The organism is Ruegeria sp. CL7, from assembly GCF_056536445.1.
The window spans coordinates 129,365-154,782 of the sequence record NZ_JBQFPQ010000001.1; the positions used below are offsets into that span (position 1 = coordinate 129,365).

Annotated in this window: 29 protein-coding genes; 16 read left to right on the forward strand and 13 right to left on the reverse strand. The window is 59.2% G+C overall.

What is annotated here, in order from left to right; translation table 11 throughout:
- Window positions 1-28 precede the first annotated feature (28 nt).
- On the reverse strand, window positions 29-3,373 hold the full coding sequence (carB, locus tag ACR0LI_RS00670) for a carbamoyl-phosphate synthase large subunit (protein ID WP_171634390.1): 3,345 nt from the start codon (window positions 3,371-3,373) through the stop codon (window positions 29-31).
- 177 nt (window positions 3,374-3,550) lie between these two features.
- On the opposite strand from carB, the gene ACR0LI_RS00675 reads away from it, so the two are divergent.
- The 4 genes from ACR0LI_RS00675 (at window position 3,551) to aspS (ending at window position 7,804) form a co-directional block, all read left to right on the forward strand.
- A complete protein-coding gene (locus tag ACR0LI_RS00675; RefSeq protein ID WP_171634384.1) occupies window positions 3,551-4,678 on the forward strand; it encodes an aminodeoxychorismate synthase component I in 1,128 nt (375 codons plus the stop codon).
- Window positions 4,633-5,280: an aminotransferase class IV family protein gene (locus ACR0LI_RS00680; protein ID WP_171722764.1), complete on the forward strand. Its 648-nt coding sequence runs from the start codon at window positions 4,633-4,635 to the stop codon at window positions 5,278-5,280. The genes ACR0LI_RS00675 and ACR0LI_RS00680 overlap by 46 nt, the downstream gene beginning before the upstream one ends.
- Complete coding sequence (locus ACR0LI_RS00685) at window positions 5,277-5,948, forward strand: CPBP family intramembrane glutamic endopeptidase (protein ID WP_480717839.1); 672 nt, start codon at window positions 5,277-5,279, stop codon at window positions 5,946-5,948. Before ACR0LI_RS00680 ends, ACR0LI_RS00685 begins: the two co-directional genes overlap by 4 nt.
- Before the next feature lie 77 nt (window positions 5,949-6,025).
- The gene (gene aspS / locus ACR0LI_RS00690; protein WP_480717840.1) at window positions 6,026-7,804 is read left to right on the forward strand and encodes an aspartate--tRNA ligase; all 1,779 of its coding nucleotides are present in this window, start codon (window positions 6,026-6,028) and stop codon (window positions 7,802-7,804) included.
- 172 nt (window positions 7,805-7,976) lie between these two features.
- On the opposite strand, the gene ACR0LI_RS00695 is transcribed toward aspS, so the two are convergent.
- Window positions 7,977-8,696: a response regulator gene (locus ACR0LI_RS00695; RefSeq protein WP_171634374.1), complete on the reverse strand. Its 720-nt coding sequence runs from the start codon at window positions 8,694-8,696 to the stop codon at window positions 7,977-7,979.
- A 136-nt stretch (window positions 8,697-8,832) separates the two neighbouring features.
- On the opposite strand from ACR0LI_RS00695, the gene mce reads away from it, so the two are divergent.
- Window positions 8,833-9,237 (forward strand): methylmalonyl-CoA epimerase, encoded by a 405-nt coding sequence (gene mce / locus ACR0LI_RS00700; RefSeq protein WP_170346086.1) that lies wholly within the window; start codon window positions 8,833-8,835, stop codon window positions 9,235-9,237.
- 24 nt (window positions 9,238-9,261) lie between these two features.
- Window positions 9,262-9,534, forward strand: coding sequence for a DUF1467 family protein (locus ACR0LI_RS00705; RefSeq protein ID WP_117867937.1), 273 nt, complete (start codon window positions 9,262-9,264; stop codon window positions 9,532-9,534).
- Window positions 9,535-9,540: 6 nt separating this feature from the next.
- Here the strand turns inward: ACR0LI_RS00705 and ACR0LI_RS00710 are convergent, their stop codons facing one another.
- On the reverse strand, window positions 9,541-10,239 hold the full coding sequence (locus ACR0LI_RS00710) for an EI24 domain-containing protein (protein WP_480717841.1): 699 nt from the start codon (window positions 10,237-10,239) through the stop codon (window positions 9,541-9,543).
- A complete protein-coding gene (locus tag ACR0LI_RS00715; RefSeq protein WP_480717842.1) occupies window positions 10,236-10,814 on the reverse strand; it encodes a nitroreductase family protein in 579 nt (192 codons plus the stop codon). The genes ACR0LI_RS00710 and ACR0LI_RS00715 overlap by 4 nt, the downstream gene beginning before the upstream one ends.
- A 135-nt stretch (window positions 10,815-10,949) precedes the next feature.
- On the opposite strand from ACR0LI_RS00715, the gene ACR0LI_RS00720 reads away from it, so the two are divergent.
- A complete protein-coding gene (locus ACR0LI_RS00720) occupies window positions 10,950-11,225 on the forward strand; it encodes a DUF167 domain-containing protein (RefSeq protein ID WP_480492128.1) in 276 nt (91 codons plus the stop codon).
- On the opposite strand, the gene ACR0LI_RS00725 is transcribed toward ACR0LI_RS00720, so the two are convergent.
- Window positions 11,213-11,461: a hypothetical protein gene (locus ACR0LI_RS00725; protein WP_170346090.1), complete on the reverse strand. Its 249-nt coding sequence runs from the start codon at window positions 11,459-11,461 to the stop codon at window positions 11,213-11,215. The genes ACR0LI_RS00720 and ACR0LI_RS00725 overlap by 13 nt on opposite strands.
- A 120-nt stretch (window positions 11,462-11,581) precedes the next feature.
- Here ACR0LI_RS00725 and ACR0LI_RS00730 point away from each other — a divergent pair, with 120 nt between their 5' ends.
- The 5 genes from ACR0LI_RS00730 (at window position 11,582) to ACR0LI_RS00750 (ending at window position 13,519) form a co-directional block, all read left to right on the forward strand.
- Window positions 11,582-12,289, forward strand: a complete 708-nt coding sequence (locus ACR0LI_RS00730) for a M48 family metallopeptidase (RefSeq protein ID WP_480717843.1) — start codon at window positions 11,582-11,584, stop codon at window positions 12,287-12,289.
- Window positions 12,286-12,654 carry a YigZ family protein gene (locus ACR0LI_RS00735; protein WP_171206242.1) on the forward strand — a complete coding sequence of 123 codons (369 nt, stop codon included), beginning with the start codon at window positions 12,286-12,288 and terminating at the stop codon, window positions 12,652-12,654. Before ACR0LI_RS00730 ends, ACR0LI_RS00735 begins: the two co-directional genes overlap by 4 nt.
- A gap of 69 nt (window positions 12,655-12,723) precedes the next feature.
- Window positions 12,724-12,975, forward strand: a complete 252-nt coding sequence (locus ACR0LI_RS00740; RefSeq protein WP_171634356.1) for a DUF6455 family protein — start codon at window positions 12,724-12,726, stop codon at window positions 12,973-12,975.
- A gap of 14 nt (window positions 12,976-12,989) precedes the next feature.
- Window positions 12,990-13,259, forward strand: a complete 270-nt coding sequence (locus tag ACR0LI_RS00745; protein WP_171634354.1) for a DUF6455 family protein — start codon at window positions 12,990-12,992, stop codon at window positions 13,257-13,259.
- Window positions 13,259-13,519: a DUF6455 family protein gene (locus tag ACR0LI_RS00750; protein WP_171634351.1), complete on the forward strand. Its 261-nt coding sequence runs from the start codon at window positions 13,259-13,261 to the stop codon at window positions 13,517-13,519. Before ACR0LI_RS00745 ends, ACR0LI_RS00750 begins: the two co-directional genes overlap by 1 nt.
- Here ACR0LI_RS00750 and ACR0LI_RS00755 read toward each other — a convergent pair whose 3' ends face one another.
- The gene (locus ACR0LI_RS00755; protein ID WP_171634349.1) at window positions 13,520-13,762 is read right to left on the reverse strand and encodes a CDGSH iron-sulfur domain-containing protein; all 243 of its coding nucleotides are present in this window, start codon (window positions 13,760-13,762) and stop codon (window positions 13,520-13,522) included.
- A gap of 229 nt (window positions 13,763-13,991) precedes the next feature.
- Between ACR0LI_RS00755 and ACR0LI_RS00760 the strand changes: the two genes are divergently transcribed.
- Window positions 13,992-14,180 carry a hypothetical protein gene (locus tag ACR0LI_RS00760; RefSeq protein ID WP_050604769.1) on the forward strand — a complete coding sequence of 63 codons (189 nt, stop codon included), beginning with the start codon at window positions 13,992-13,994 and terminating at the stop codon, window positions 14,178-14,180.
- 136 nt (window positions 14,181-14,316) lie between these two features.
- Here ACR0LI_RS00760 and ACR0LI_RS00765 read toward each other — a convergent pair whose 3' ends face one another.
- Both ACR0LI_RS00765 and rimO read right to left on the reverse strand, forming a co-directional pair.
- Window positions 14,317-14,676 (reverse strand): hypothetical protein, encoded by a 360-nt coding sequence (locus ACR0LI_RS00765; protein WP_480492126.1) that lies wholly within the window; start codon window positions 14,674-14,676, stop codon window positions 14,317-14,319.
- A gap of 112 nt (window positions 14,677-14,788) precedes the next feature.
- Window positions 14,789-16,177: a 30S ribosomal protein S12 methylthiotransferase RimO gene (gene rimO, locus ACR0LI_RS00770; protein WP_171634341.1), complete on the reverse strand. Its 1,389-nt coding sequence runs from the start codon at window positions 16,175-16,177 to the stop codon at window positions 14,789-14,791.
- Between the two features lie 40 nt (window positions 16,178-16,217).
- Between rimO and ACR0LI_RS00775 the strand changes: the two genes are divergently transcribed.
- Window positions 16,218-18,227, forward strand: coding sequence for an AsmA family protein (locus ACR0LI_RS00775; RefSeq protein ID WP_480717844.1), 2,010 nt, complete (start codon window positions 16,218-16,220; stop codon window positions 18,225-18,227).
- 47 nt (window positions 18,228-18,274) lie between these two features.
- On the opposite strand, the gene ACR0LI_RS00780 is transcribed toward ACR0LI_RS00775, so the two are convergent.
- The 4 genes from ACR0LI_RS00780 to ACR0LI_RS00795 are packed head-to-tail and all read right to left on the reverse strand — an operon-like array spanning window position 18,275 to window position 22,846.
- Window positions 18,275-19,771, reverse strand: a complete 1,497-nt coding sequence (locus ACR0LI_RS00780) for a phosphomannomutase/phosphoglucomutase (protein WP_171634338.1) — start codon at window positions 19,769-19,771, stop codon at window positions 18,275-18,277.
- 15 nt (window positions 19,772-19,786) lie between these two features.
- Window positions 19,787-20,620: a 3-deoxy-8-phosphooctulonate synthase gene (gene kdsA / locus ACR0LI_RS00785; protein WP_171722771.1), complete on the reverse strand. Its 834-nt coding sequence runs from the start codon at window positions 20,618-20,620 to the stop codon at window positions 19,787-19,789.
- Window positions 20,621-20,625: 5 nt separating this feature from the next.
- A complete protein-coding gene (locus ACR0LI_RS00790) occupies window positions 20,626-22,209 on the reverse strand; it encodes a KpsE/RkpR family capsule polysaccharide export protein (protein ID WP_480717845.1) in 1,584 nt (527 codons plus the stop codon).
- Window positions 22,187-22,846, reverse strand: a complete 660-nt coding sequence (locus ACR0LI_RS00795; RefSeq protein WP_152458943.1) for an ABC transporter ATP-binding protein — start codon at window positions 22,844-22,846, stop codon at window positions 22,187-22,189. The genes ACR0LI_RS00790 and ACR0LI_RS00795 overlap by 23 nt, the downstream gene beginning before the upstream one ends.
- 248 nt (window positions 22,847-23,094) lie before the next feature.
- Between ACR0LI_RS00795 and ACR0LI_RS00800 the strand changes: the two genes are divergently transcribed.
- Window positions 23,095-23,682 carry a uracil-DNA glycosylase family protein gene (locus ACR0LI_RS00800; RefSeq protein ID WP_171634328.1) on the forward strand — a complete coding sequence of 196 codons (588 nt, stop codon included), beginning with the start codon at window positions 23,095-23,097 and terminating at the stop codon, window positions 23,680-23,682.
- Window positions 23,675-24,463 carry an SseB family protein gene (locus ACR0LI_RS00805; RefSeq protein ID WP_480717846.1) on the forward strand — a complete coding sequence of 263 codons (789 nt, stop codon included), beginning with the start codon at window positions 23,675-23,677 and terminating at the stop codon, window positions 24,461-24,463. Before ACR0LI_RS00800 ends, ACR0LI_RS00805 begins: the two co-directional genes overlap by 8 nt.
- A gap of 60 nt (window positions 24,464-24,523) precedes the next feature.
- Here ACR0LI_RS00805 and yghU read toward each other — a convergent pair whose 3' ends face one another.
- Window positions 24,524-25,402 (reverse strand): glutathione-dependent disulfide-bond oxidoreductase, encoded by an 879-nt coding sequence (yghU, locus tag ACR0LI_RS00810; protein ID WP_480717847.1) that lies wholly within the window; start codon window positions 25,400-25,402, stop codon window positions 24,524-24,526.
- Window positions 25,403-25,418 lie beyond the last annotated feature (16 nt).

The following is a 25,418-nucleotide window of genomic DNA, read 5'->3' on the forward strand; positions in this document are numbered from 1 at the left end:
AGCTTCTTAACGCTGATAGCCACGGCGCTTATCCCTGTAGCGACTTCACCTCGACATCCCCTTCGGCCTGCGCCTTGATCGCCAGAGCGGCAGCATGGCTTGCAGCGGCCGTAGTGTAATACGGGATCTTGTCATAAAGCGCGATGGACCGGATGGCCTTGCTGTCCTCGACCGCCTGCGCGCCTTCGGTGGTGTTCATCAGCAGTTGAACCTGACCGTCTTTCAGCATGTCGACCACGTCCGGGCGGCCCTCATAGACCTTGTTGACCACGTCGCATGGCACACCCTGTTCCGCCAGCCAGCTTTGCGTGCCGCGGGTGGCGACCAGCGTGAAGCCTTGTTCGACCAGAACCTGTGCGGCCTCGAGCATCGCCGCGCCCTTGTCGGCATCCTTGATCGAAATAAAGGCCCGGCCCGAAGTCGGCAGCACCATGCCCGCGCCCATCTGCGCCTTGAGGAAGGCGCGCGGGAAATCGCGGTCCCAGCCCATGACCTCGCCGGTCGAGCGCATTTCCGGGCCAAGGATGGTATCGACGCCCGGGAAACGGGCGAAGGGCAGGACCGCCTCTTTCACCGAGAACCATGGCATGTCCGGGTCGGCCAGCGTCATCTGATCCGCGATCTTTGTGTCGTCCACGGTCTTGTAGGGCGGACGCTGCGGGAAGCTCGCCAGCTTTTCGCCTGCCATGACGCGCGCGGCGATGGACGCAATCGCGCTGTCGGTGGCCTTTGCCACGAACGGCACGGTGCGCGAGGCGCGCGGGTTGACCTCGATCAGGTAGATCTCGTCATCCTTGATCGCGAACTGAACATTCATCAGGCCAACAACGTTCAGCGCCTTGGCCAGCTTGAACGCCTGATCCTTGATCTGCGCGATGATCTCTTTCGACAGCGAATAGGGCGGCAGCGAACAGGCGCTATCGCCCGAGTGCACGCCGGCCTCTTCGATATGCTGCATGATGCCTGCCACATGCACATCGGTGCCGTCGCACAGCGCGTCCACGTCCAGCTCGACCGCGCCAGCCAGATAGCTGTCCAGCAGAACGGGGCTGTCGCCCGAGACCACCACGGCCTCGTTGATGTAGCGTCGCAGCTGGTCCATGTCGCGAACGATCTCCATCGCGCGGCCGCCCAGAACGTAGGACGGGCGGATCACCAGCGGAAAACCGATTTCCTCGGCGATTTCCAGCGCCTGCGCGTCGGTCGAGGCGATGCCGTTCTTGGGCTGTTTCAGCCCCAGTTCATTGACCAGCGCCTGAAAACGCTCGCGGTCTTCGGCCAGGTCAATCGCGTCAGGCGTGGTGCCCAGGATCGGGATGCCCTCGGCCTCGAGCGCGTTGGCCAGTTTCAGCGGTGTCTGTCCACCGAACTGAACAATGACGCCGTGCAGCGTGCCGTTTTCCTGTTCCTTCGTCAGGATTTCCATGACGTGTTCAAAGGTCAGCGGCTCGAAATACAAGCGATCCGAAGTGTCATAATCGGTCGAAACCGTCTCGGGGTTGCAGTTGATCATGATGGTTTCATAGCCCGCTTCGGTCAGCGCGAAGCAGGCGTGGCAGCAGCAATAGTCGAACTCGATGCCCTGACCAATGCGGTTTGGGCCGCCGCCAAGAATGACGACCTTTTTGCGGTCGCTCGGGCGCGCCTCGCATTCGACCTCGCCCATCATGGGCGCTTCGTAGGTTGAGTACATGTAAGGTGTCTGCGCCTCGAACTCGGCGGCGCAGGTGTCGATGCGTTTGAACACCGCTGAAACGCCCAGATTGCGGCGCGCGCGGCGGACGTTGTCTTCGTCACGGCCCGTCAGCTTGCCCAGGCGCGCATCGGTGAATCCCAGCATTTTCAGCTTGCGGATACCATCCTCGGTGACAGGCAGGCCGTCCTTGCGGAGCTGACGCTCGGCCTCGACGATCTCGCGGATGCGAGCCAGGAACCAGGGGTCGAACTTGGTGACGCCGAAAATCTCGTCATCGCTCAGGCCATGGCGCATCGCTTGTGCAATGGTGCGCAGGCGGTCGGGTGTCTGCTGGCTGATCGCCTTGATCACGGCGGCCTTGTCGTCGGCCTCGTCCCAGAGGCCTACGTTCAGGCCGGGGATTTCGACCTCATCAAAGCCGGTCAGGCCCGATTCCATCGAGGCCAGAGCCTTCTGCATCGATTCGTGGATCGTACGGCCAATCGACATCGCCTCGCCCACTGACTTCATCGCGGTGGTCAGATAGGGTTCGGAACCGGGGAATTTCTCAAACGCGAATTTCGGAATTTTTGTCACGACATAGTCGATGGTCGGCTCGAACGAGGCCGGGGTGACTTTGGTGATGTCGTTGTCCAGCTCATCCAGCGTATAGCCCACGGCCAGTTTTGCGGCGATCTTGGCAATCGGGAAACCGGTCGCCTTCGACGCCAGCGCCGACGAGCGCGACACGCGCGGGTTCATCTCGATCACGACCATGCGACCATCGACCGGGTTGATCGCCCATTGCACGTTTGAGCCGCCGGTTTCGACACCGATTTCGCGCAGCACGGCAATCGAGTGATTGCGCATGATCTGGTATTCTTTGTCAGTGAGCGTCAGGGCAGGGGCCACGGTGATCGAGTCACCCGTATGCACGCCCATCGGATCGACGTTTTCGATGGAACACACGATGATGGCGTTGTCGGCAGTGTCGCGCACCACCTCCATTTCGTATTCTTTCCAGCCCAGAAGGCTTTCGTCGATCAGGATTTGACCCACGGGCGAGGCATCCATACCCGAGCGGCAAATGTGGATGTAATCCTCACGGTTATACGCCACGCCGCCACCGGTGCCGCCCAGTGTAAAGGCCGGGCGGATGATGGCAGGAAGCCCCACGGTTTCAAGGGTTTCAAGCGCCAGCGCCACGCCAGCGTCCAGGTCTTTCTTGCCGCTCTCGTCCTTGGGGGCGGTCACAATCTCGGCCTTGGGGTTTTCGATGCCCAGCCGGTCCATAGCCTCGCGGAACAGGGCGCGGTCTTCGGCCATTTCGATGGCATCGCGCTTGGCGCCGATCATCTCGACGCCGAACTTGTCCAGCACGCCCATTTCTTCCAGTGCCAGCGAGGTGTTCAGGCCGGTCTGTCCGCCCATGGTGGGCAACAGGGCGTCAGGGCGTTCTTTCTCGATGATCTTGGCGACCACTTCGGGTGTAATCGGCTCGATATAGGTGGCGTCGGCCAGACCGGGGTCGGTCATGATCGTCGCCGGGTTCGAGTTCACCAGAATGACCCGGTATCCTTCCTCGCGCAGGGCCTTGCAGGCCTGAGCACCGGAATAGTCGAATTCACAGGCCTGACCGATAACAATGGGGCCCGCCCCAATGATCATGATCGACTGGATGTCGGTTCTTCTCGGCATGGCCTTGTTCCTTCGATTGTCCGCGAGTCAGGGCACCGCCCCAGCGCCCAAATTGTCCTGCGTTATAGGGACCGCGCAAAAAGGTGCAAGAGGTATCGGAAACAGGGACGAAATTGCCGCTTTCCCCTCTTTCACTTGGCAGAGTATTCTCTATATGGCCCCTCACGGCAAATGAGGATGCAAGTGCGTATTCGTTTCGATCAGGGACCGGCCGGGCGAGGAACCCGGTTTCAGCGTCCGTCTCAGGTGATCCGCGCGGATGTGGCGGAGGACGTGCCCCAGGCTCTGGCGGCGCTGGACGAGGCGCGCGCAGGCGGTGCCTGGCTGGCAGGGTATGCCAGTTACGAGCTGGGCTATGCGCTTGAACCCCGGCTCAATGGTCTATTGCCGGAAGAACGACGCCTGCCCTTGTTGTGCTTTGGGGTCTATGATGCACCGGATCGTGTCGCCCTTCCGTCGCCTGCGGGTGAAGTGGGCGCATTCCGGCCGCGCTGGGATGAAGCGCGCTACGGCAAGGCCTTCAGGGCCGTGCATGACGCCATCGGTGCCGGCGACATCTATCAGGCCAATCTGACATTTCCGATTGATCTGTCCGTCTCGGGCAACAGCGAAACGCTCTATGCCGCGCTGGCGGTGGGGCAGCCAGTGGGCCACGGAGCACTGGTGCAGCAGGATGGGCTGCCCGATCTTCTCAGCCGCTCGCCGGAGTTGTTTTTCCGCACCGATGAGGGTGGGCGGATCGAAACCCGGCCGATGAAGGGCACGCAACCGCGCAGTGAAGACCCGGATGAGGATGCGCGCCGCCGAGCTTTTCTGAGCGCGGACGAAAAGAATCGGGCCGAGAACCTGATGATTGTTGATTTGCTGCGCAACGATATCAGCCGCGTCGCGCTGCCCGGATCCGTTCATGTGCCTGACCTGTTCCGGGTGGAAACCTATGCCACCGTACATCAGATGGTCTCGCTGGTGCGGGCGCAGCTGCACAAATGCGTGGGGTTGGGTGAAATTCTGACGGCACTGTTTCCCTGCGGGTCGATCACCGGAGCCCCCAAGATTCGCGCGATGGAAATTCTTGCGGAACTGGAGCCATGGGCGCGCGACATCTATTGCGGGACGATTGGCTGGGCCGCGCCTGATGGTCGGTCCGAGTTCAACGTGGCCATCCGCACCTTGATGCTTGAGGATGATCAGGCCACTCTGAACGTAGGTGGCGGTGTCGTTTGGGACAGCACCGCCCCGTCAGAGTATGAGGAGGCGTTATGGAAAGCCCGCTTCGCCCGCCAGCTGAACCTGATTTCAGCCTGATTGAAACACTGGCCTTCCGCCCGGATCAGGGCTTTGTCAGGCTGGACCGCCATCTTGCACGAATGGCCCGTACTGCGCGGGTGTTCGAGATTCCTTTCAACCCCGATGAAGCAACCGCCCGACTGAATGGCGCTGCTTGTGACACCCCGCTGCGTTGCCGCCTTACGCTGGATGTGTCGGGATCGTTCGATCTGTCGACCGGCGAACTGGTGGACAATCCCAGAATCTGGCGCGTCGCTCTGTCGGATCAGCGTCTGGCTTCGAATGACCTGTGGTTGCGTCACAAGACCACGCGCCGTGCGCTCTATGATGCCGCGCGCGCAGCGCTGCCCGAGGGGGTGGACGAACTGTTGTTTCTGAATGAACTGGATGAGCTTTGTGAAGGCACCATTACGAACCTGTTTCTGGAAATGCCTGATGGCCGGGTTCTGACGCCCGCTCTGTCCTGTGGGCTCTTGCCGGGGATACTGCGCGAAGAACTGTTGGAAAATAAAGCGGTCACCGAAGCCGTGCTGACCTTGACCGACCTGAAAAATGCGCAAACTGTGCGGATCGGAAATTCACTGCGCGGACTGATCGAGGTGGAGCTGATAGACGGGTGACAAAAAACAGCACGATGATCGGACCGCCGGTTGCATTGCGACGGCTGCGGCTGGAATTTGGCCTGTTCTATATTGGCTTGCCGCTGCTGATCGCTGTTCTTTTCCCTCCGAACTGGATGTTTCCGGCGCTGTTTGCGCTGACCGGGCTTGGTATCGTGCTATTGCACCGGACGCCCGGGTTTCAATGGGCCGAACTTCGTTATGACTGGGCCAACTGGACCCTGCGCGAGGTGGCTTTGTTCTCTGCCATCGTGGCTGCCTTTTGTGTTGGGTTGATTCAGATCACGCGCCCGGAGGCCGCGTTCTTCCTGCTTGTGCACCGCCCCGAAATGCTGGCCTTCATCTGGGTCGGCTACCCACTTTTGTCAGCGCTGCCGCAAGAGCTGCTGTTCCGTCCTCTGTTTTTTCGCCGCTATCACGCGATCCTACCGGATGGGCGTGCGGCCTATCTGCTGAACGCGGCCATATTCTCGTTCGCGCACCTGATGTACTGGAGCTGGATCGTCGCGCTGATGACATTCGCCGGCGGCCTGCTGTTCACATGGGCCTACCGGCAGCGTGGGTCATTCTTCTATGCGGTGTTGCTGCACGCGATTGCGGGCAATATCATTTTTGCGGTGGGGCTGGGCGTATATTTCTACTCGGGCAATGTGCAAAGGCCGTTTTGAAGGGGCAACCCGCCTTGACTTTCCGGGGCTGACAGGGTGTATCGGCGCGACGAATTCTGCGCCCGAAGGGATATTCCATGCACGCCTATCGCAGCCACACCTGCGCCGCCTTGACCGCCGCCAATGTCGGAGAAACCGTTCGCCTGTCCGGTTGGGTGCATCGGGTTCGAGATCATGGGGGCGTGCTGTTCATCGATCTTCGCGACCATTTCGGCGTAACCCAGATCCTGTGCGACGGCGACAGCGCCGCCTTTGCCGAGCTGGAAAAGGTGCGGTCCGAATGGTGCATCCGTATCGACGGCACCGTCAAAGCCCGTGACCCGGACTTGGTGAACCCGAAACTGCCCACCGGCGAGATCGAGGTTTACGTGCGCGAACTGGAAGTTCTGGGGGCCGCCGACGAATTGCCGCTGATGGTCTTCGGCGATCAGGAATACCCCGAGGAAACGCGTCTGCGCTATCGCTATCTGGACCTGCGCCGCGAGGCGATGCAGCGGAACATGACCCTGCGCTCGGACGTGGTAGCCTCCATGCGCAAGCGTATGTGGGATCAGGGCTTCCGCGAGTATCAGACGCCGATCATCACCGCCTCGTCACCCGAAGGCGCGCGCGACTTCCTGGTGCCGTCGCGCCTGCATCCGGGCAAATTCTATGCGTTGCCGCAAGCTCCGCAGCAGTTCAAGCAGCTGATCATGGTGTCGGGCTTCGACAAGTATTTCCAGATTGCACCCTGTTTCCGGGACGAAGATCCACGGGCAGACAGGTCGCCCACCGACTTCTACCAGCTGGATCTCGAGATGTCCTTTGTCGAGCAGCAGGACGTGTTCGACGTCATTCAACCTGTTCTGACCGGCGTGTTCGAAGAATTCGGCGGCGGTCGCAAGGTTGATCAGGATTGGCCGCAAATTTCCTACAAGGACGCGGCGCTGTGGTACGGCACCGACAAGCCGGACCTGCGGAACCCCATCAAGATGCAGGTGGTATCCGAGCATTTCCGCGGTTCCGGTTTCGCGATCTTCGCCAAGCTGCTTGAACAGGAAGGCACCGAGATCCGCGCGATCCCCGCGCCGGGCGGCGGCAGCCGCAAGTTCTGCGACCGCATGAACGCCTTTGCCCAGAAAGAGGGTCTGCCGGGCATGGGCTATATCTTCTGGCGCGATCAGGGTCAGGGGATGGAGGCTGCGGGACCGCTGGCCAAGAACATCGGCCCCGAGCGCACCGAGGCAATCCGTCAGCAACTGGGTCTGGGCGTTGGCGATGCGGCGTTTTTCCTGGGCGGAAAGCCAAAAGCCTTTGAAAAGGTTGCCGGCAAGGCGCGTGACGTGATCGGTGAGGAATTGAACCTGACCGAAAAAGACCGTTTTGCCTTTGCCTGGATCGTCGATTTCCCGATCTATGAGCAAGACGAGGAAACCGGCGCGATCGATTTCGAACACAACCCGTTTTCGATGCCGCAGGGCGGTATGGAGGCGTTGCAGGGCAACCCGCTGGATGTGCGCGGCTACCAGTATGATCTGGCGTGCAACGGGTACGAGCTGGTTTCAGGCGCGATCCGGAACCACAAGCCGGAAATCATGCTGAAGGCCTTTGAACTGGCGGGCTATGGCGAGGATGAAGTGAAATCCCGCTTTGGTGCCCTGTTCAATGCCTTCCACTACGGCGCCCCGCCACACGGTGGATGCGCGGCTGGTATCGACCGGATCGTGATGCTGTTGGCAGATGAGGCCAATATCCGCGAAGTCATGATGTTCCCGATGAACCAGCGAGCCGAAGATCTGATGATGGACGCACCTTCGGACCCGACCTCGGATCAGTTGATGGAGCTGGGTCTTCGCATTATCCCTCAGGACCAGTAAAAAAACCGCCCGCTTGTCGCGGGCGGTTTTTTTGCACGCAGGCAGTCTGTGTCAGTCCAGCGGGTCTTTCAGATTGGTTCGGTTGACGCGGATGGAACGCGCGGCCTGCCGTGTTTGGCGGTACAGCCAGATGCACAAAAGGGTTGCAGTGATGAAATACGCTGTCACCATTTCAAATCGCCTCTCGCTGTTCCAGTCGGTTCTGCACCATCCCGGCAACCTGCGCCGCCTGCGCCATGATCGGCGTCCCATTCGCGCGTGACAATGCCAGCTTTCGCGCTGCTTCCGCCAAGGGCCTGTCATTTGCTTCGCGCGCGACGCCGTGCAGGAACTGTGCGGCGTAGTCCAATGTACGGTGATCGTTGGGACCTGCGAGCACATCGGCGATATGGGCCATGTCGTCCTGATAGGCCAGAGGGTCCGGGCGGATGATTTCATCGCGCACGGCATGAAGCCCGCTGGGGCGCCGGTCCTCTGGCAGGCGTTCCAGAATGGATTTCTGAAAATGGGACATTGATTTTAGCGGCTTGGACAAAAAACCATCCGCGCCGGCCGCAAGAGCCATGTCTTCGCTGCCGTCATCGCCCGAAAGGCCCATGATGACACTGATACGGGGCGTGGCCTCGGCCAATTCGGCGATCAGGTCGGCGCCGGAACCGTCCGGCAGGCCCATATCGACCAGGATAACCGAAGGCCGATAGATCTGTAGGTGCCTTCGGGCCGATTTCAGGCAATCCGCACGGCGAATGCGCGCGCCGCTGTGCAGGCACATCAGGCGGATGGCATCGCAAGCGTACCGGCTGTCTTCGACAACCAATATGGTCTGACCCAGCAAGGGTCGAGTCGCGGTAGGCGCGGCGGCGGTGGTGGCAAGTAGGCCCGAATCGTCCATGGCAGCTCTCCTATGCAGCAGATGCTTCACGCTAGGAACTTCTGGCTAACACGACGTTAACGCGCGATTTGGCGCACTTGTCCTTTGGCGGATCAGCCCCCATAACCCATGCAACGCAGGACAGCAGGAGTGAGACATGATTGGACGTCTGAACCACGTCGCCATCGCCGTACCGGATCTTGAGGCGGCGTCTGAGCAATACCGCAACGCGCTGGGCGCCAAAGTCGGCGCGCCGCAGGACGAGCCGGATCATGGTGTCACGGTCGTGTTCATCGAACTGCCCAACACCAAGATCGAACTTCTGTATCCACTGGGTGACGACAGCCCGATCAACGGGTTCTTGGAAAAGAACCCGGCCGGCGGCATCCACCATGTATGTTACGAGGTCGAGGATATCATCGCGGCCCGTGATCATCTGAAAGCGACCGGAGCCCGGGTTCTGGGATCAGGTGAGCCCAAGATCGGTGCGCATGGCAAACCGGTTCTGTTTCTGCACCCCAAGGATTTCAACGGCTGCCTGGTCGAGCTGGAGCAGGTATAACTCCCCAGCCCCGGAGGGCCTGAAATGACCATTACTGCCGCGCTGGTGTTGTTCGCCGTCATCTGGTTCATGACGTTATTGGTGGTGCTGCCCATTCGCATCAAAACCCAGGGCGATCTGGGCGACATCGTTCCCGGCACGCATGCGGGCGCGCCGGAAGTGCATCACATGAAAAGAAAGATGTGGATCACCACCGGTATCTCTGTGGTTCTGTGGGCGATCATCGCCGGGATCATCCTGTCGGGCGTGATCTCGGTGCGGGATTTCGATTGGCTGAACCAGTTGGAGCCAAGGTAATCCCCGTCAGGCCTTTTGGCCTGACAAGGCATGATAGATATGGGTGAACGTGGCGGCTCCGATGATCGGGATCACGAGGTTCACCAGCGGCACTGAAAGCGGAATGGCCATCAGTGTGCCCGCCACCCAGATCGTCGTTGAATGTTTGGCCCGCAGTTTGCGCGCGCCGTCGCGCCCGATCCTTCGCATCGCGGCAAGGGTAAAATATTCACGCCCCAGCAAAAATCCGTTCATCGCCCAGAAGATAAAAGGCGCAAGCGGGGTGAAAATCGCATAGAGGATCAGCGCCAGCAGGTTTGCCACAATCAGAAGGCCAAGGAAGCTGAGACCGTCCATAAGCGCCTCTGACACCGGGATGCGCCGTGCGGGCGGCAATGTCGGAAAATGTTTGTCCTCAACCGCCTGGGCCACCTCGTCCAGAAAGATCGAGGTGATGGCCGACGCGACCGGCACCATCAGGAAAACGGGCAGGATCAGAACGAGCACGATACCGGAATAGTTCAGAACGTCGTTCAGCCACGGCACAGCTCCCACAAACGGCAGTGAGATTTCGCTGCCGGACAGCCAGTTGATCAACCAAATCGCACCTGCACAGGCCAGAACCAGCAGCAGAATGGTCAGGCCCACGCCGCGCAGCAATACGGCGCGAAACCTGAGGTCTCCGGTCTGGCCAAGTGCGCTGAAAAAGGCGTTCAGGATGATCATTCCGAAACCCACTCTGTCAACGCGGCCACGTTGGGCCGCGGGCGTTCCGGCGGGGTCGCTCCCTCGGTGGCGATATGAATCAAACCGGCCACGCGTTCGTTTTCGGCAAGCCCGAAAGCATCGACACAGAATTCGCGATCATGTGTTTGCCAACCCGACAGCCAATTGGCGCCCCAGCCCGCAGCCAGCGCGGCATTCAGCAGCGCCAGACAGACCGCGCCAGCAGAGTAGGATTGTTCGATGGCCGGAATCTTTTCGGGTTGTTTGCGAACCTCGATGACCGCGACGGCCAGATGCCCCATATCGAACTGGCTGCGCGCTTTGGCGATGTCTTCCGGGCTCTTGTTCAGTCTTTGTCCGCAGGCCTCGGTCAGGGTCGCCAGGCGTGACATGGCGCCCTTTTCCAGAACGATAAATCGCCAGGGCTCCAGTTTGCCGTGATCGGGGCTGCGGGCTGCGGCCGTCAGCAACGGCAGCAACTCTTCCCGGGTTGGGGCCGGAGCAACCAGTGTCTTGGCCGGCCGGGACCGGCGCGACTGCAAAAACTCCAGAGCGGCGGGGTTTTTCAGGGACATATGTTAACTTCCTTTACATCGGGACTCTGTATCTTGGTCGGTATTCTGCCCGTTTCAAGGGCACGCCAATGGATTGCGTGGATCAATTTCATTACGACGTGCTTCGTGCAAGACTTTGAGAAAAAAGAGGAGACAATGGCGAAAACCAAACTGCGCGATCTGCCGGATCTCAGCGCAATGGCGCAGGCCGGGGCCGTGTTCAAACTGAAGGTGACGCCCAAGGCGGCCCGCGATCGGGTGAGCGTCGAAGACGGGCAGATCAGGGTATCCGTTACGGCCCCGCCGGAAAACGGCAAGGCCAACAGGGCCGTGCAGTTGCTGCTTGCAGAATGTCTTGGCGTCGCGCCCTCGACCCTGACGCTGAAGCAGGGGCCAGCCGCACGGATCAAGCTGTTTTCCTATGACCCCTGAGGTCCGGTTTCGCGAATTTGATAAACACCTTCGGGCAGATCCAGCGCGGCCGCCAGATCCCGCACCTGCTCGGGTGACAACGTGATCTTCTGTATTTGATCGGTGCGGGGATCAAGTTGTTCCAGCGTGACGCATTCCGCGAAATTGTTGATCACCACATCTTCCTGCAAAGGTTGTTCACCTTCGTCCACAAGCGTAATGACCGTCGAGTCGAATTCATGCTCAATCGTAAACATGAGGCCAGAGTGCAAGCCGCTGGGGCGCAATGCAAGCCGTTCGTTGAACCGGTGGTGTGGTTTCGCCGGCACGCGCGTACTATGTTGAAATCACGGCCATTCGGTCTCAAAGGATATGACATGCACAGATGGTTTGTTTTATTGCTGTCCCTGCTGCTTGCGGCATGTGGAGGGGGGGCCTTGCGCGTCCAACCCGCTGAGGAATGGCTGGGGGACGAGCCAGAGGCCGAACCGATGGTGCAAACCTTCCGAGAGGTCAGTCGCGCTGTTGGAGCGGAAGCCCGCAGCCAGTGTCTGAAACAGACGACCGGGCAGAATTGCGACTTTCGGATTCTTGTCGACCTGAACCCTCGGGCTTCGGTCAATGCATTCCAGACGCTGGATGAAAACAAGCAGCCGGTGATCATATTCACCCGCTCGATGATCGAATCCACCCAGAACGCGGATGAACTGGCGTTTGTCATGGGGCATGAAGCAGCCCACCACGTGTTGGGGCACATCGCCAGGCAGAGTGAAATCGCCAGCGCCAGCGCGGCCGAGTTCGGGCGGGTGGCAGAGTTGCGCGGCGGGGATGCCGCCGCCATTGAAGAGGCACAAAAGCTGGGCGCGCAGGTTGGCGTTCAGGCTTATGTGAAAGACTTTGAGCTGGAGGCAGACCAGTTGGGAACCATCATCACGTATAATGCGGGATACAATCCGTTGGTCGGGGCAAGATTCTTTGATCGCATCCCGGATCCCGGTGACAGGTTTTTGGGAACCCACCCACCAAATGCACAACGTGTGCAGATCGTGCGGGAAACAGCAGAGCAATTGGGTTTGTCCCAATGACCGAACTTACATGCTTGGGTGTTGTCATGACGGATCGCGGCTCGAAATACGCAGTGTCTGGGGCGCAGGTCACGACGCGGGCTGAAATCGATGCCGTTCTGAACGATTTGAAATCCGACAAGAGCTATGCCAAGGCCACCCACAACACCTGGGCTGCGGCTTTGCCGACCGGCGCGTTGAAAGCTGATGATGGGGAAAGCGGCGCGGGCATGGTGATCCTTCGGATGATCGAACGCGCCGGGCTGAAAAATCACGTAATAATCGTGACGCGCTGGTATGGCGGCAAGAAACTGGGCGGGGACCGCTTTCGCCGTGTTCAGGATGCCACGCGAGCCTATCTGGATCACATCGGCGTCCAATCTTGACCTGAGTCAATGTTTGCCTTCGCAGATGCGCTACCCTTTGGACACAGCGTGAAAGCGAAAGGAAACAGCATGCCCTCCCACGAGACCCTGCGGCTGCATGCCGGATTGGTGGACGATATGGCCAGAATGCTGGACATTGATCTTGAGGAAGCCGCCATTGACGGGTCCGTTTCCGTGGACCAGATTTCTGATGCTGTTTTGCGCTGTACCGACTGCCCGAACCCGGATCACTGCAAGAGTTTGCTGAACAATCCCGGATCTGCCCGGCGGACGCCCGAATACTGCCGAAATCAGGAATTGCTTCACAATCTCCTGCCTTGACACAAAGGTCTGCCATGACACATCTGGGCGAAATCATGACCCATCTGCGCTTGGTGTTGCGTATGGGGCAAACAACCGGAACCGATTTGGCTGCGGCCTATCGGAAAGGTCATCTGAAACAGCAAGAATGGGCTGAAATCGTGCAGCAGTGTCGCGGCTGTTCCTGGGCCAGGGACTGCCCGGAATGGTTGGAACGGCGCGAGCAGGTTGAACAGGCACCGACGACATGCCCGAATCGCAAGTACTTTACTGCCCTCAAAACCAAGCAGGTGGAGAACGCTTGATGTCTCAGGTCACGTTGGGGGAAATCGAAAAGCATTTTTGGCTTACGCGCTCGGTGTCACGCTGTATGGGCATTTCAATGACCGAAGCGATGGCCGAAGGACGTCTTTCACCCGAAAAATACGCCGAGCTTGTCACGCGGTGCCGTGCTGCCGGATGTGACGTACAATGCGAGTTTTGGCTTGCCCGGCAACAGGGCACAGCGACCACTGCCCCGGATTTTTGCCCCAATGCCGAGATACTGAATGGGTTGAAAACCTGATCAAAGCCCGTTGTGCGTTCCGTCGCACAAAGGCGGTTTCGAGCTTTGCTTGCACCCACAAAAGAAGACCTTTTTGCTGTTTTCCGCAGTATATTTCACAGGCTCTAACCCGGTGCCTTTGTGCGATCCGTCGCAAAACGGCTGGCGGCTGGATTTGCCGCAGGCGCACCAGAAATAGGTTTTCCCTTCGACGACCTCGACCGGAAAAGGCGATTTTCGGGCAATGATGGGTGCGTTTGACATATGGCTTCTCCGTCTTTGGCTGAATTCGCTGCAACAGTTTAGGGCGCCGGAGTCAGAAGGATAGGTTTTACGCCTCAAAGAACGTCATTGCGCCATTGGATTGGCATGGATTCGCTGTGACTCACGAAGACGTGATCGATTCAGTTGCCAGATTGTCGTTCAGCCCGTATTCTTAACCTGGCCCCGAAAAGCTGGGCAATATCAGAAAAGTAATAAAGGATTGACGGACATGAAACTGAAACTCGCTGCCGTTGGCGCATTTGCACTGATCCTGACTGCCTGTGCGCAGCAGGAAGAACCGACACCTGTTTACGTTCAGCCCAGCTATGACAAAGCCGGCACACCCAGCTGTCCAGGTGGTTATCAATTGGCCACAACCGAGGCTGGCCAAACGGTCTGTGACCCAATCACTCAGTAAGCCATTCGCAGGCGGCCCGGACCCGGACCGCCTGTACGCTTTCGGGAAAAACCGCCACCAGTTGTGGCGGTTTTTTCTTGCCTGCGATTTCTCGGCTATCGGACAGGTTGCGTTCTTCGCTTTGCGTGAACCCTGTTTAGTGCCTTTTGAAGCCGTAGGTATGCTTGAACTTGAATGACTTGAATTTCTGTCGCTTGACCGACCCGTAGGGGATATGCCCGATGACACGCCGTTTGGGGGCGGTGTATCGATAAACCGGGGCCGGCTTTTTGATATGCGCCTTGGGCCGCTTGGCATGTGACCTGGCCTTCGGGGCCACGTAATACCAGTTTATCTTGTGATGGCCGTTTTTCTGAAAGCTCAGGTGTTTGCCGCCAACCGTAATGAATCCGGCAGAGCCGACCTGTGTAGGCTGGGCGTAACCGGGAGTGGCCACGAAATGCGCGGCCATCAGGAAAACCACGCAATTCAGGCCAAGCTTGAAGATACGAGACATGAAAACCTCCATGATTGGCTTTCAGTCCAAGATCGGGTCTGATCGCGTGTTCGGCCAATAAACTCGGTTCACGCTTTGCCCATATGCCGTGTGCTCGACGCGGTGTCAGACCTTAGACTGGTTTGCCCCACAAATCGTATTCTCCGGCCTCGTCCACTTCGACCGTGACGATGTCACCGGGCCTGAGGTTTTCGAACCCCTCATCGATGAACAGGTTACCGTCGATCTCGGGCGCGTCTGCTTTGGTGCGGCAGGTGGCGGCCTCGTCGTCGACCTCGTCCACGATCACCTCAAGCGTCTGTCCGACCTTCGCCCGCAACTTGGCCTCCGAGATCGCCTGTGCCTTTTCCATGAAGCGATCCCAGCGTTCTTGCTTGATTTCGGCCGGAACGTGATCGGGCAGGTCATTTGACCGCGCGCCATCGACGTTTTCATACTGAAAACACCCGACCCGATCCAGTTGAGCCTCGTCCATCCAGTCCAGCAGGGTCTGGAATTCCGACTCCGTCTCACCCGGATAGCCGACGATAAAGGTCGACCGCAGGGTGATATCCGGGCAGATCGCGCGCCAGGCCTTGATTTCATCCAACGTTCTGGCCGACGCGGCCGGGCGGGCCATGCGTTTTAGCACATCCGGGTGGGCGTGTTGAAACGGGATATCCAGATAAGGCAGCACGTTGCACCCGGCATCCGCCATCAGTGGGATCAGGTCCCGCACATGCGGATAAGGGTACACATAGTGCAGCCGCACCCAGGCATCGAGCTGCCCCAGCTCGCGCGCCAGATCGGTGATATGGCTGCGCACTTCACCGTCTTTCCACGGGTTGATGTCGTATTTCCGGTCCAGCCCATAGGCCGAAGTGTCCTGGCTGATGACCAGCAATTCGCGCACGCCGTTTTGCACCAGTTTTTCCGCCTCGCGCAGAACCGCATGCGCCGGGCGGCTGGCCAGTTTTCCGCGCATGTCGGGGATGATGCAGAACTTGCACTTGTGGTTGCAGCCCTCGGAAATTTTCAGATAGCTGTAGTGGCGCGGCGTCAACTGCACACTGCTGGCGGGCAACAGGTCCACGAACGGATCAGGATCGGGGGGCACGGCGGCGTGCACCGCATCCAGCACCTGCTCGTATTGGTGTGGGCCGGTGACAGCCATGATGCGAGGGTGATGCTCGCGAATGTAATCCGGCTCGGCCCCCAGACAGCCGGTCACGATGACCTTGCCGTTTTCCACCAGCGCCTCTCCAATCGCGTCCAGCGATTCCGCTTTGGCGCTGTCGAGGAACCCGCAGGTGTTCACAATGACGGCATCGGCCCCGGCATAATCTGGCGAAATGCCGTATCCTTCGGCACGTAGTCGGGTCAGAATGCGTTCACTGTCGACCAACGCCTTCGGGCAGCCCAAAGACACCATGCCGATGGTTGGCTGGTTCGATTGGGGTGTCTCGGTGATCCGGGCAGAAGGCGCCAGGTCGGGGCGGAGGTTCGGAGGGTTTGTCGTCATGCGCGGCATATAGTCGGGAAAGCTTCCCCTTGCAAATGTGATGCGTGATTTGAATGATCACGGCAATGACAAGCCAAAAGGCGGAGAGCAGAAAATGAAATGGCTGATGCGCATCCTGTTTATCGTTGTCGCCGTGATCGCGTTGATCATCGGCGCGCTGTTGCTGATGCCGGGGGAAAAGCTTGCCGCGATTCTGGCCGAGCAGGTCAAAGCCCAGACCGGCCGTGATCTGACGCTGACCGGTGATGTGCGCATTTCCTTCTGGCCGGTGGTCGGGATGGAAACCGGGCCGGTACGTTTCGGCAACGCAAGCTGGGCCGGACAGGAGCCGATGCTCAGCGCGGATAGCCTGGCTGTCGGAGTGGACGCTGCCGGGCTGTTGAACGGGGATTTGCGGATCAAACGTGTTTTTGCAGACAATCCCGTGTTGCGGCTGGAACGATCCGATGGTCGCGGCAATTGGGAATTGAGCGCCCAGACAACCGCGACAACTGCGGTCGCGACCGGGGGCACGACGCCCGCTGAGCATTCGGGGCAGGTCACGCTGGATCAGCTGGAACTGACGAATGCACGGCTGATTTACGTGGAAAACGGTTCGACGCAGATGGATTTCTCGGGCGTGACACTATCTGCGAGCTGGCCCGAGGTGGCGGCCCCGTTGGAGATGGAGGCCGCCATGCCAGTGCCCGGAGGTGCGGTTCAGGTTGACCTGAAAATCCCGGACTTGCCGGCATTTGCCGCCGGGTCAGTGACTGATCTGGAATTGGCTTTGACGGCCCCGGGCGGAGAGATCGGATTTGACGGGCGCGTCAATCTTGCGGGTGAAATGGATGGAACCACCAAGGTCGTAACGCGTGACACTGAAGGGATGCTTGCCGCCTTCGGTCAGGCTGGCACATCCGTACCGCCCGGATTGGGCGAGACTGCCGACATTTCAGCGCATATGACGTATACGCAGGATGGGCGGGTTTCCATGCGGAACATGGTTGCGCAATTGGATGACAACCGGTTCGTGGGTGAGGCGGATATCACCATTTCGGACCCGCCGCGTATCGTGGCCCGTCTGGAAGCCGGTGATCTGGATCTGTCGCGGATTTCCGAAACTGCTTCTGCCTCAGGCGGCACGTCTCAGGCAAACGCTCCTGCACCTGAGGGGTGGTCGACGGACCCTATAGACGCGTCTGCTCTGGCATTGGCGAACGGTACAATCCGCCTGACGGCGAACTCGATCGCCGTGCCCGGGATGACGTTCGGCAAAAGCGATCTGACCCTGTCGCTGGATCGGTCGCGGGCCGTTCTGGAAATGCACCCGGCCACGCTGTTTGCGGGTCAGTTGCACGGTCAGGTGGTGGCCAACAACCGCAACGGCCTGTCTGTGGGCGGCAACGTGACCGCCACCGGGATCGATCTGAAACAGGCACTGACCACGATGGCCGGGGTCAAACGCCTGTCGGGAACCGCTGCGGGAGCGTTTGAGTTTCTGGGTGTCGGCCAGTCCGAGGATCAGATCATGCGGTCCCTCAGCGGCAAGGGAAACCTGGATGTCGGTCCCGGAGTGATTTCCGGGCTCGATCTGGACCGATTGATGGGGCAGGGTACCGGATCAGGCGGAACCACCGTGTTCAACAGCCTGACGGCCAGTTTCACCATCGACCAGGGCGTGTTGACGAACAGCGATCTGCTCATGTCACTGAAGAATTTCCGCGCAGATGGCACCGGCACCGTGGATCTGGGGGCTCGCAACATCGACTATCTGTTCACGCCCGTGGCGCTGCGGGCCAATTCCGGGCAGGGGATATCGGTTCCCGTTCGCATCAAAGGCCCCTGGAGCGACCCGTCGATCAAGCCGGACCTGACCAAGGTGATCGAGGCGGCGGCGGATGTGAAGGTCAAAGAACTGGAAGACGACGCCAAACAGAAGGTTTTTGAAAAGGTCGGAAACGAATTGGATTCGACGATCACCGACAGTGACCAGATCGAAGACGCCATCAAAAACAAGCTTGAAGAAGAGGCAAAAAAAGGTCTGCTCAAATTATTCGGCGGCGACTGAGCAACCATCGTGCTTGGGGCATCGGGATATGCCCCAAGCAGTTGTTTTCAGATGGTTTGGTCGTAATCGCCGACACCGGGCTCGGTTCGGATGACGGCGTCAATGTCCGCGAAGATGGCGCGCATCTCAGCCTCGCTTTCGCTGCTTTCACAGACGACGACCAGATTGGGGGTATTGGACGAAGCCCGCACCAGACCCCAGCTGCCGTTGTCCAGAATCACACGTGCGCCGTTCACCGTAACCACTTCTTTGATTGCGCGGCCTGCGAGTGTTTCGCCCGCATCTCCCTTGGCGACCAGCTTGTCGACCAGCCGCTGAAGGATATCATATTTCTGGGTATCGGCGGCGTGGGGTGACATCGTGGGCGTGGACCAGGTCTTGGGCAGGGCCTTGCGCAGGTCCGACATGCTCTTGCCCGGGTTGCGGTCCATCAGTTTGCAGATTTCGACCGCGACACGCATCCCGCAGTCGTATCCACGCCCGATCGGTTCGGCCAAAAAGTAGTGGCCTGATTTTTCGAACCCTGCCAGTGCCCCGATTTCCTTGACGCGGCGCTTCATGTGGCTGTGGCCGGTCTTCCAGTAATCGGCTTTGACGCCCAGGGCCTGCAACTCGGGGTCGCTGGCGAACAGACCGGTGGATTTCACATCCGCAACAAAGGTCGATCCGGGGTGAAGCTTGGCCAGGTCGCGGGCCATGATGACGCCAACCTTGTCGGCAAAAATCTCCTCACCCTCATCATCGACGACGCCGCAGCGGTCTCCGTCACCGTCAAACCCCAACGCCAGATCGGCACCGCTGGATTTCACCGTGGCGGCCATGTCGTGCAGCATCTCCATGGCTTCCGGGTTCGGGTTGTAGTTGGGGAAGGTATAGTCCAGCCGGTTATGGCTGGGCACGACCTCAACCCCGATCCGTTCGAAAATCTCGGGCGCAAAGGCCGAAGCCGTACCATTCCCGGTCGCGCAGACCACTTTCAGTGGACGGGACATTTTGAAATCCCCGACCAGGTCGTCGATATAGGCCTGTTTGACGCCATCGACGAACTCGTACGAGCCGCCTTCGCGCGCGACGCCCTCGCCGTTCAGAACGATGTCACGCAGTTCCGACATCTCATCCGGGCCATGGGTCAGCGGGCGGTCAAAACCCATTTTGACCCCGGTCCAGCCGTTCGGGTTGTGGCTGGCGGTGACCATGGCCACCGCAGGCACATCCAGATGGAACTGCGCAAAATAGGCCATGGGGCTGAGCGCAGGGCCGATGTCTTTGACGCGGATACCAGCCTGCATCAGGCCCAGCATCAGGGCATTTTTGATCGCCAGTGAATAATCGCGATAGTCGTTTCCGACCGCGATCACAGGCTCTATCCCGCGCCTGTGCATCTGTGTGCCAAGTCCCAGCCCAAGCGCGGTCATGCCGGGCAGGTTGATCTCTTCAGGATATTTCCAACGGGCATCGTATTCACGGAACCCGGTGGGCGTGATCATCGCGTCGCGCAGAAAGGTCCAGCTGTTGGGTGTTACCTCGGTGAGGGGTTTGATCATAAGAAATCTCAATCGTTAAATCTGAATCGGATTCGCTTTAGCAAGCGCATCAAATCGCATCAATGTGTCAACAAGTTGGGGCATCTGATCGAGCGGGATCATATTTGGCCCGTCCGATGGGGCCGAGTCCGGATCCTGATGGGTTTCAATGAACACGGCCCCGACACCCAGAGAAACCGCGGCGCGGGCCATCACGGGTGCAAATTCGCGTTGTCCGCCCGAAGACCCGCCCTTGCCTCCGGGTTGCTGCACGGAATGGGTGGCGTCCATCACCACCGGATACCCGGTCTTCGCCATTTGGGGCAGCGCACGCATATCGGCAACCAGCGTGTTGTAGCCAAATGAGGTGCCACGTTCGGTCAGTAGGATATTCTGATTCCCGGTGCTTTCGATTTTGTCGACGATGTTGGTCATTTCCCAAGGTGCAAGGAATTGCCCCTTTTTCACATTGACCGCTTTTCCGGTGTTACCGGCCGCCAGCAGCATGTCGGTCTGACGGCACAGGAATGCCGGAATTTGCAGAACGTCCACCGCCTCGGCGGCGATGGCGCATTGCGCTTCGGTATGAACATCGGTCAGAACCGGGATGCCCATCGTTTTACGGATGTCATCCAGTACCTTCAGCCCCGCATCGATGCCCATGCCACGCTTACCCGACAGGGATGTCCGGTTCGCCTTGTCATAAGACGCCTTGAAGACGAATTGCGCCCCGGCTGCGTCGCAGGCTTCTTTCATTTTGCCCGCAATCATCTGCGCATGGTCTGCCGTTTCAAGCTGACATGGCCCAGCTATGATGGTCAGCGGAAGGTCGTTGCCGACTGTCAGGTCGGAGATTTTAACATGTTTCATGAGTTTTATGAGGATACCTGTTCACGAAGGACCGACGCGGTAAGCGAGATCATCAGGTAGATACCAGCAAACAACAGGAATGCCAAAATCGTATTTTCGAACTTGCGCGGATAGCTGGGCTCCTGACTGGGAACAGGGTTGACCGAGACGGTCAGATAGCGCACCTGCCGGTTGGCTTCGGACCGGGTCGCTTCCATTTGCTGCATTGCCGTTTGCAGCATCATGTCGCGCGCCGCCAGGTCCGCCTGCGCGATCTGGATACGCACGCTCAGCCGCGCCAGCGAGTTTTCGCCGTCCGAGGCATCCTGCATCTCGGCATTCAGTTCTCTCAGAACTTTTTCCAGGCGGGCGATATCTGCCTTGACGCCATCAACCTTTGCCTTGTTCGGGCGCAGGTTGTCCTGAAGCGCGGCGAGCTCAAGCTCTTTGTCCTGAACCAGTATTTCGATTTCGTTGATGCGGGCACGCAGGCTGGCAATGACGTTTTCGGGGTCAAGAACTGCGCCCTGAAGCTGAAGCTCGATCAACTCTTCCTGAGCCTGCCTGCGCGCTTCCTGCGCCGCTTCGAAACTTTGCAGCGCGTCGCGCATCTGGTCTTCGCGTTTTTTTCCGGACAAGGCGTTCACCCTGTCTTCGGCATAAGAAATCAGGCGCTCGGAAAATTCGGTCGATGTCTGCGCGTCGGGGGCGGCAACCTCCATCCGAATGACCCCTTCGGTCGGGTCATAGCCGATTGTAATCATGCGTTTGAACAGCTTATAGGCGTCTTCAAGCGAGGCGTCTGGCGCCAGTCTTTGAATCGGGTCGATCCATTCCTGCTTGAAAACATCAGAAAACCCGGCATCGCGGTCCAGCAACAGCAAAGCTTCTTTCGATTCCAGAAAGGACTGAACCGAGATCGAATCCTGTGTGGTGGCGAATTGCGTGCCGGCAAGCAGACCGCCGATATTGCCCGGTCCGCCATCCGCTTGCAGAATCAGGAATTCGGAATCGCTGGCATACATCGGCGTGGCGATGCGATAGAAATAGAAGCCGACAATGAAGGTCGGCAAGAACACAAAGGCCGCCAGACGCGCAAACAGTCCAAACAATTTACGCTTGCGACGACGGGCGATGTCTTTTTGGATTTGGCCAATTTCAAAATTGCGCCGCTCAGCCGGGCTGAGCTCGGGCCCGGGCCCGGGCAGGTTTGTTTTCTCGGCACCTATGGCCTGCGGCAGTTGAACGTTGATCCTGTCCTTGGGTTTGTCACCCTCGTCCGATGGCCTTGCGGCGGCAAGGTCCAGAAGATTGGTGCGCTGGAAGGGGTCGATGCCCTTTTTGCGCAGCAATCGCACCGCGTCATAGTCCGACGTCGCGGCCAGACCGTGTTTCTGCGCCAGACGTCGTGCGATACGCAATTGACGGCCCGTCAGGCCTTCGCGCTTGATGTCGTCCAGCTGCGTCCCGGGCTGTGCTTCGTCGGCGGCCGCAGGGCCTTGTGTCGCGTTGCGAATACGCGAGATGGCGTCCGATCGCGCCTCGGCCGAGTTTTCCGTCTGGCGTCTGCGGCGCCAGTTGTATTTTCTAACCTTGGGTTTCGTAGTCATACAGCTGCTTTGCCTCTTCCAAGGAGTCAAACATATACAATTGCCCGTCCAGAAGTACGGCCGCTTTCTGGGCGAATTTCTCCAACACGGACGGGCTGTGCGATACGATTACCAAAGTCGTCGTGCGCAACCTTTCCTTCAGGATCGCCCCTGCCTTTTCGTTGAATTCGACATCTGTTGTCGCCGGCATCCCTTCGTCGATGAGATACATGTCAAAGTCCAGCGCCAGCATCAAAGAAAAGGTGAAACGCGCCCTCATCCCAGAGGAGTAAGTGGCAAGGGGCTGGTCGAAATATTCGCCCAGACCGCAGAGCCATTTGCAATAGGCCTCGATATAGTCGGGGTCCATACCGTAGATCTTGGCGATGTAGCGCGCGTTCTCAAGCGCTGACAGTTTTCCCGACACGCCACCGGTGAACCCCATGGGAAAGGACACCCGGCATTCGCGGCGGACCACGCCTTCGTCGGGTTTCTCCAGGCCGGCCATCATGTTGATCAACGTGGTTTTTCCGGTTCCGTTCGGGGCCAGAACGCCCAGTGAGGTGCCCAGTTCGACCCGAAACGAGACCCGATCCAGAATCACCTTGCGGCGCGTTCCGGTCCAGAAGGATTTGCTGACGTTGTCGAATTCTAGCATTCGCGGTCTGCTGCTCGTTTCGTTCGTGTTGTCGCACTTGCGGGCGGCCAGAAAAGGTATTTTTTACCGGCCCATGTTGGCTACATTATGTCGAATTATGAAACAAATGATCAATGCGGTCCGGTTGCGCGCATGAATGTCTGATTGGGTGCAGCAAAGGTTATCGGTCACTTGGTGCCGCGTCAGGTCGTTATTATCTGTTTTGGCAGCCGACAACAGACGGGATGGGCAGGGGCCTTCACGATCATATGAACGCTTTACGTCAGGAAATCCGCGCCTGCCGCTTGTGTGCCGACAGGTTCGCGCAAACAAAAACCGCACACGAGCCGCGCCCGGTGGTCTGGTTCCGCCCCGGAACACCGATCCTTGTCGCGGGGCAGGCACCGGGCGCCCGTGTGCACGAGTCGGGGCGGCCCTTCACCGACCCGTCCGGCGACAGGCTGCGGCACTGGCTGGGGATTGATGAGACGGTTTTTTACGATCGCGACCGTGTTTCGATTGTACCGATGGCGTTCTGCTTTCCGGGGTATGATGCGCGCAATGCTGATCTTCCGCCACCTGCGATTTGCCGCAAGACCTGGCATGACCGGGTGATGCAGGACCTGGGGCGTGTGCCGCTGACCGTGTTGGTCGGAGGTCATGCACACAAGTTTCATCTTGGCGCGCGCGGGTCGGTGACGGACACCGTCCGCAACTGGCGGGACCATGCGCCGCGGGTCTTTGCCTTGCCTCACCCGTCCTGGCGCAATACGGCATGGTTGAAGAAAAACCCGTGGTTCGAGGCTGAACTGCTGCCTGTTTTGCGTGCACGGGTCCAAGAGGTGCTGAATGATTGAATCCACGGCGTTGGACTCTGCGCATGCCGCGATGCAGGCGGACCCGACAAGTGATGCCGCTCGTCTGCGTTTCTTCGAACGGCTTGCGGATAGCGAGCTGTTTCTGATGCTGACCGAAGAAGCGCGGGACGAGAATATCTCGCCCGAATTGTTCGATGTGGCTGACGGGCGCTTTGTTCTGGCCTTTGATCGTGAGGACCGGCTGGCGCAGTTTGCCGGGCGGCCCGTGCCTTATGTGGCGCTGTCGGGGCGGGTGCTTTCGGGGATGCTTTCGGGGCAGGGCATCGGGCTTGGTCTGAACCTGGAGACTGCGCCATCTTCGATGCTGGTCCCGGCGGAAGCCCTGGAATGGTTGGCTGAAACGTTGCAGCACCGCCCGCAAAAGGTCGAGGAAGAGCTTGCCGAGTTTTTGCCCCCTGCCGGCCTGCCGCAGGCCCTGCTGACCGCGCTGGATGCGAAACTGGCGACGGCAGGCGGACTTGCAAGCGCGGCCTATCTGGTTGCCACCAAGTCCAAATCGGGCGCGCAGGGCCATCTGTTGGGATTTGTCGATGCCATCGAGGGGGCCGAGCCCGCTTTGGCCAAGGCCGCGTCCGAGGCGCTGACCTTTTCCGGGATTGAGGCAGGCGCGATGGATGTCGGGTTTTTCACCGCAAGCGAGGCCGCCGCCGCGCTTCTGGCCAAGGTGGGCCTTCGGTTTGATCTGCCCCAGCCGCAAATTGCCGAAGCGGTCCGCGAAGCCCCCGGCAGCAATCCGGACAACCCACCCATTCTGAAATAACCATCCAAACACAAACACGCGGCGCAAGCTGCACCGCGTGTCATAGCGCCTAGGATATGTTTATTCCGCTGCCGCTTCCAGCTTGTCCTGCGTGCGGGTTTCGAAATCGCTGGCGTCGTGGCGTTCGTGAAGCTGCGTGTGCGGCTCGCCAAAGGCGCGGTTGACCATGCGGCCGCGCTGAACCGCCGGGCGCGCGTCGATTGCCTTGGCCCATCGCATGACGTTCTTGTAGGATTCCACGTCCAGGAACTCTGCCGCGCTGTAAAGGCGGCCCAGAACCAACTGGCCATACCAGGGCCAAATCGCCATGTCGGCGATCGAATAGTCTTCGCCCGCGATGAAGGTTTTTTCCGCCAGTTCACGATCCAGAACATCCAGTTGGCGCTTGGTCTCCATGGCGAAACGGTTGATCGGGTATTCCCATTTCTCGGGTGCATAGGCGTAGAAATGCCCGAACCCACCGCCCAGGTAAGGCGCGCTGCCCATCTGCCAGAACACCCAGTTCATCACCTCGGTCCGCTCGGGGCCGGATGCGGGCAGAAACGCGCCGAACTTTTCAGCCAGATGGAACAGGATCGAGGCGCTTTCAAAAACACGAACAGGTTTGTCACCTGACCGATCCCAAAGCGCGGGGATTTTCGAGTTCGGGTTGGCCTCGACAAAGCCTGAGCTGAATTGATCGCCTTCTCCGATGTTGATCAGCCAGGCGTTGTATTCAGCGCCTTCATGACCAAGTGCCAACAGCTCTTCCAGCATCACCGTGACTTTTACGCCATTGGGTGTCGCGAGCGAGTAAAGCTGAAGAGAATGCTGTCCGACCGGCAGGTCCTTGTCATGGGTCGCTCCGGCGATCGGTCGGTTGATGTTGGCGAATTGTCCGCCACTTTTACTGTCCCAGGTCCAGACCGCTGGAGGGGTATACGAGGATTGGTCGCTCATCTCTTGCCTTTCTTGC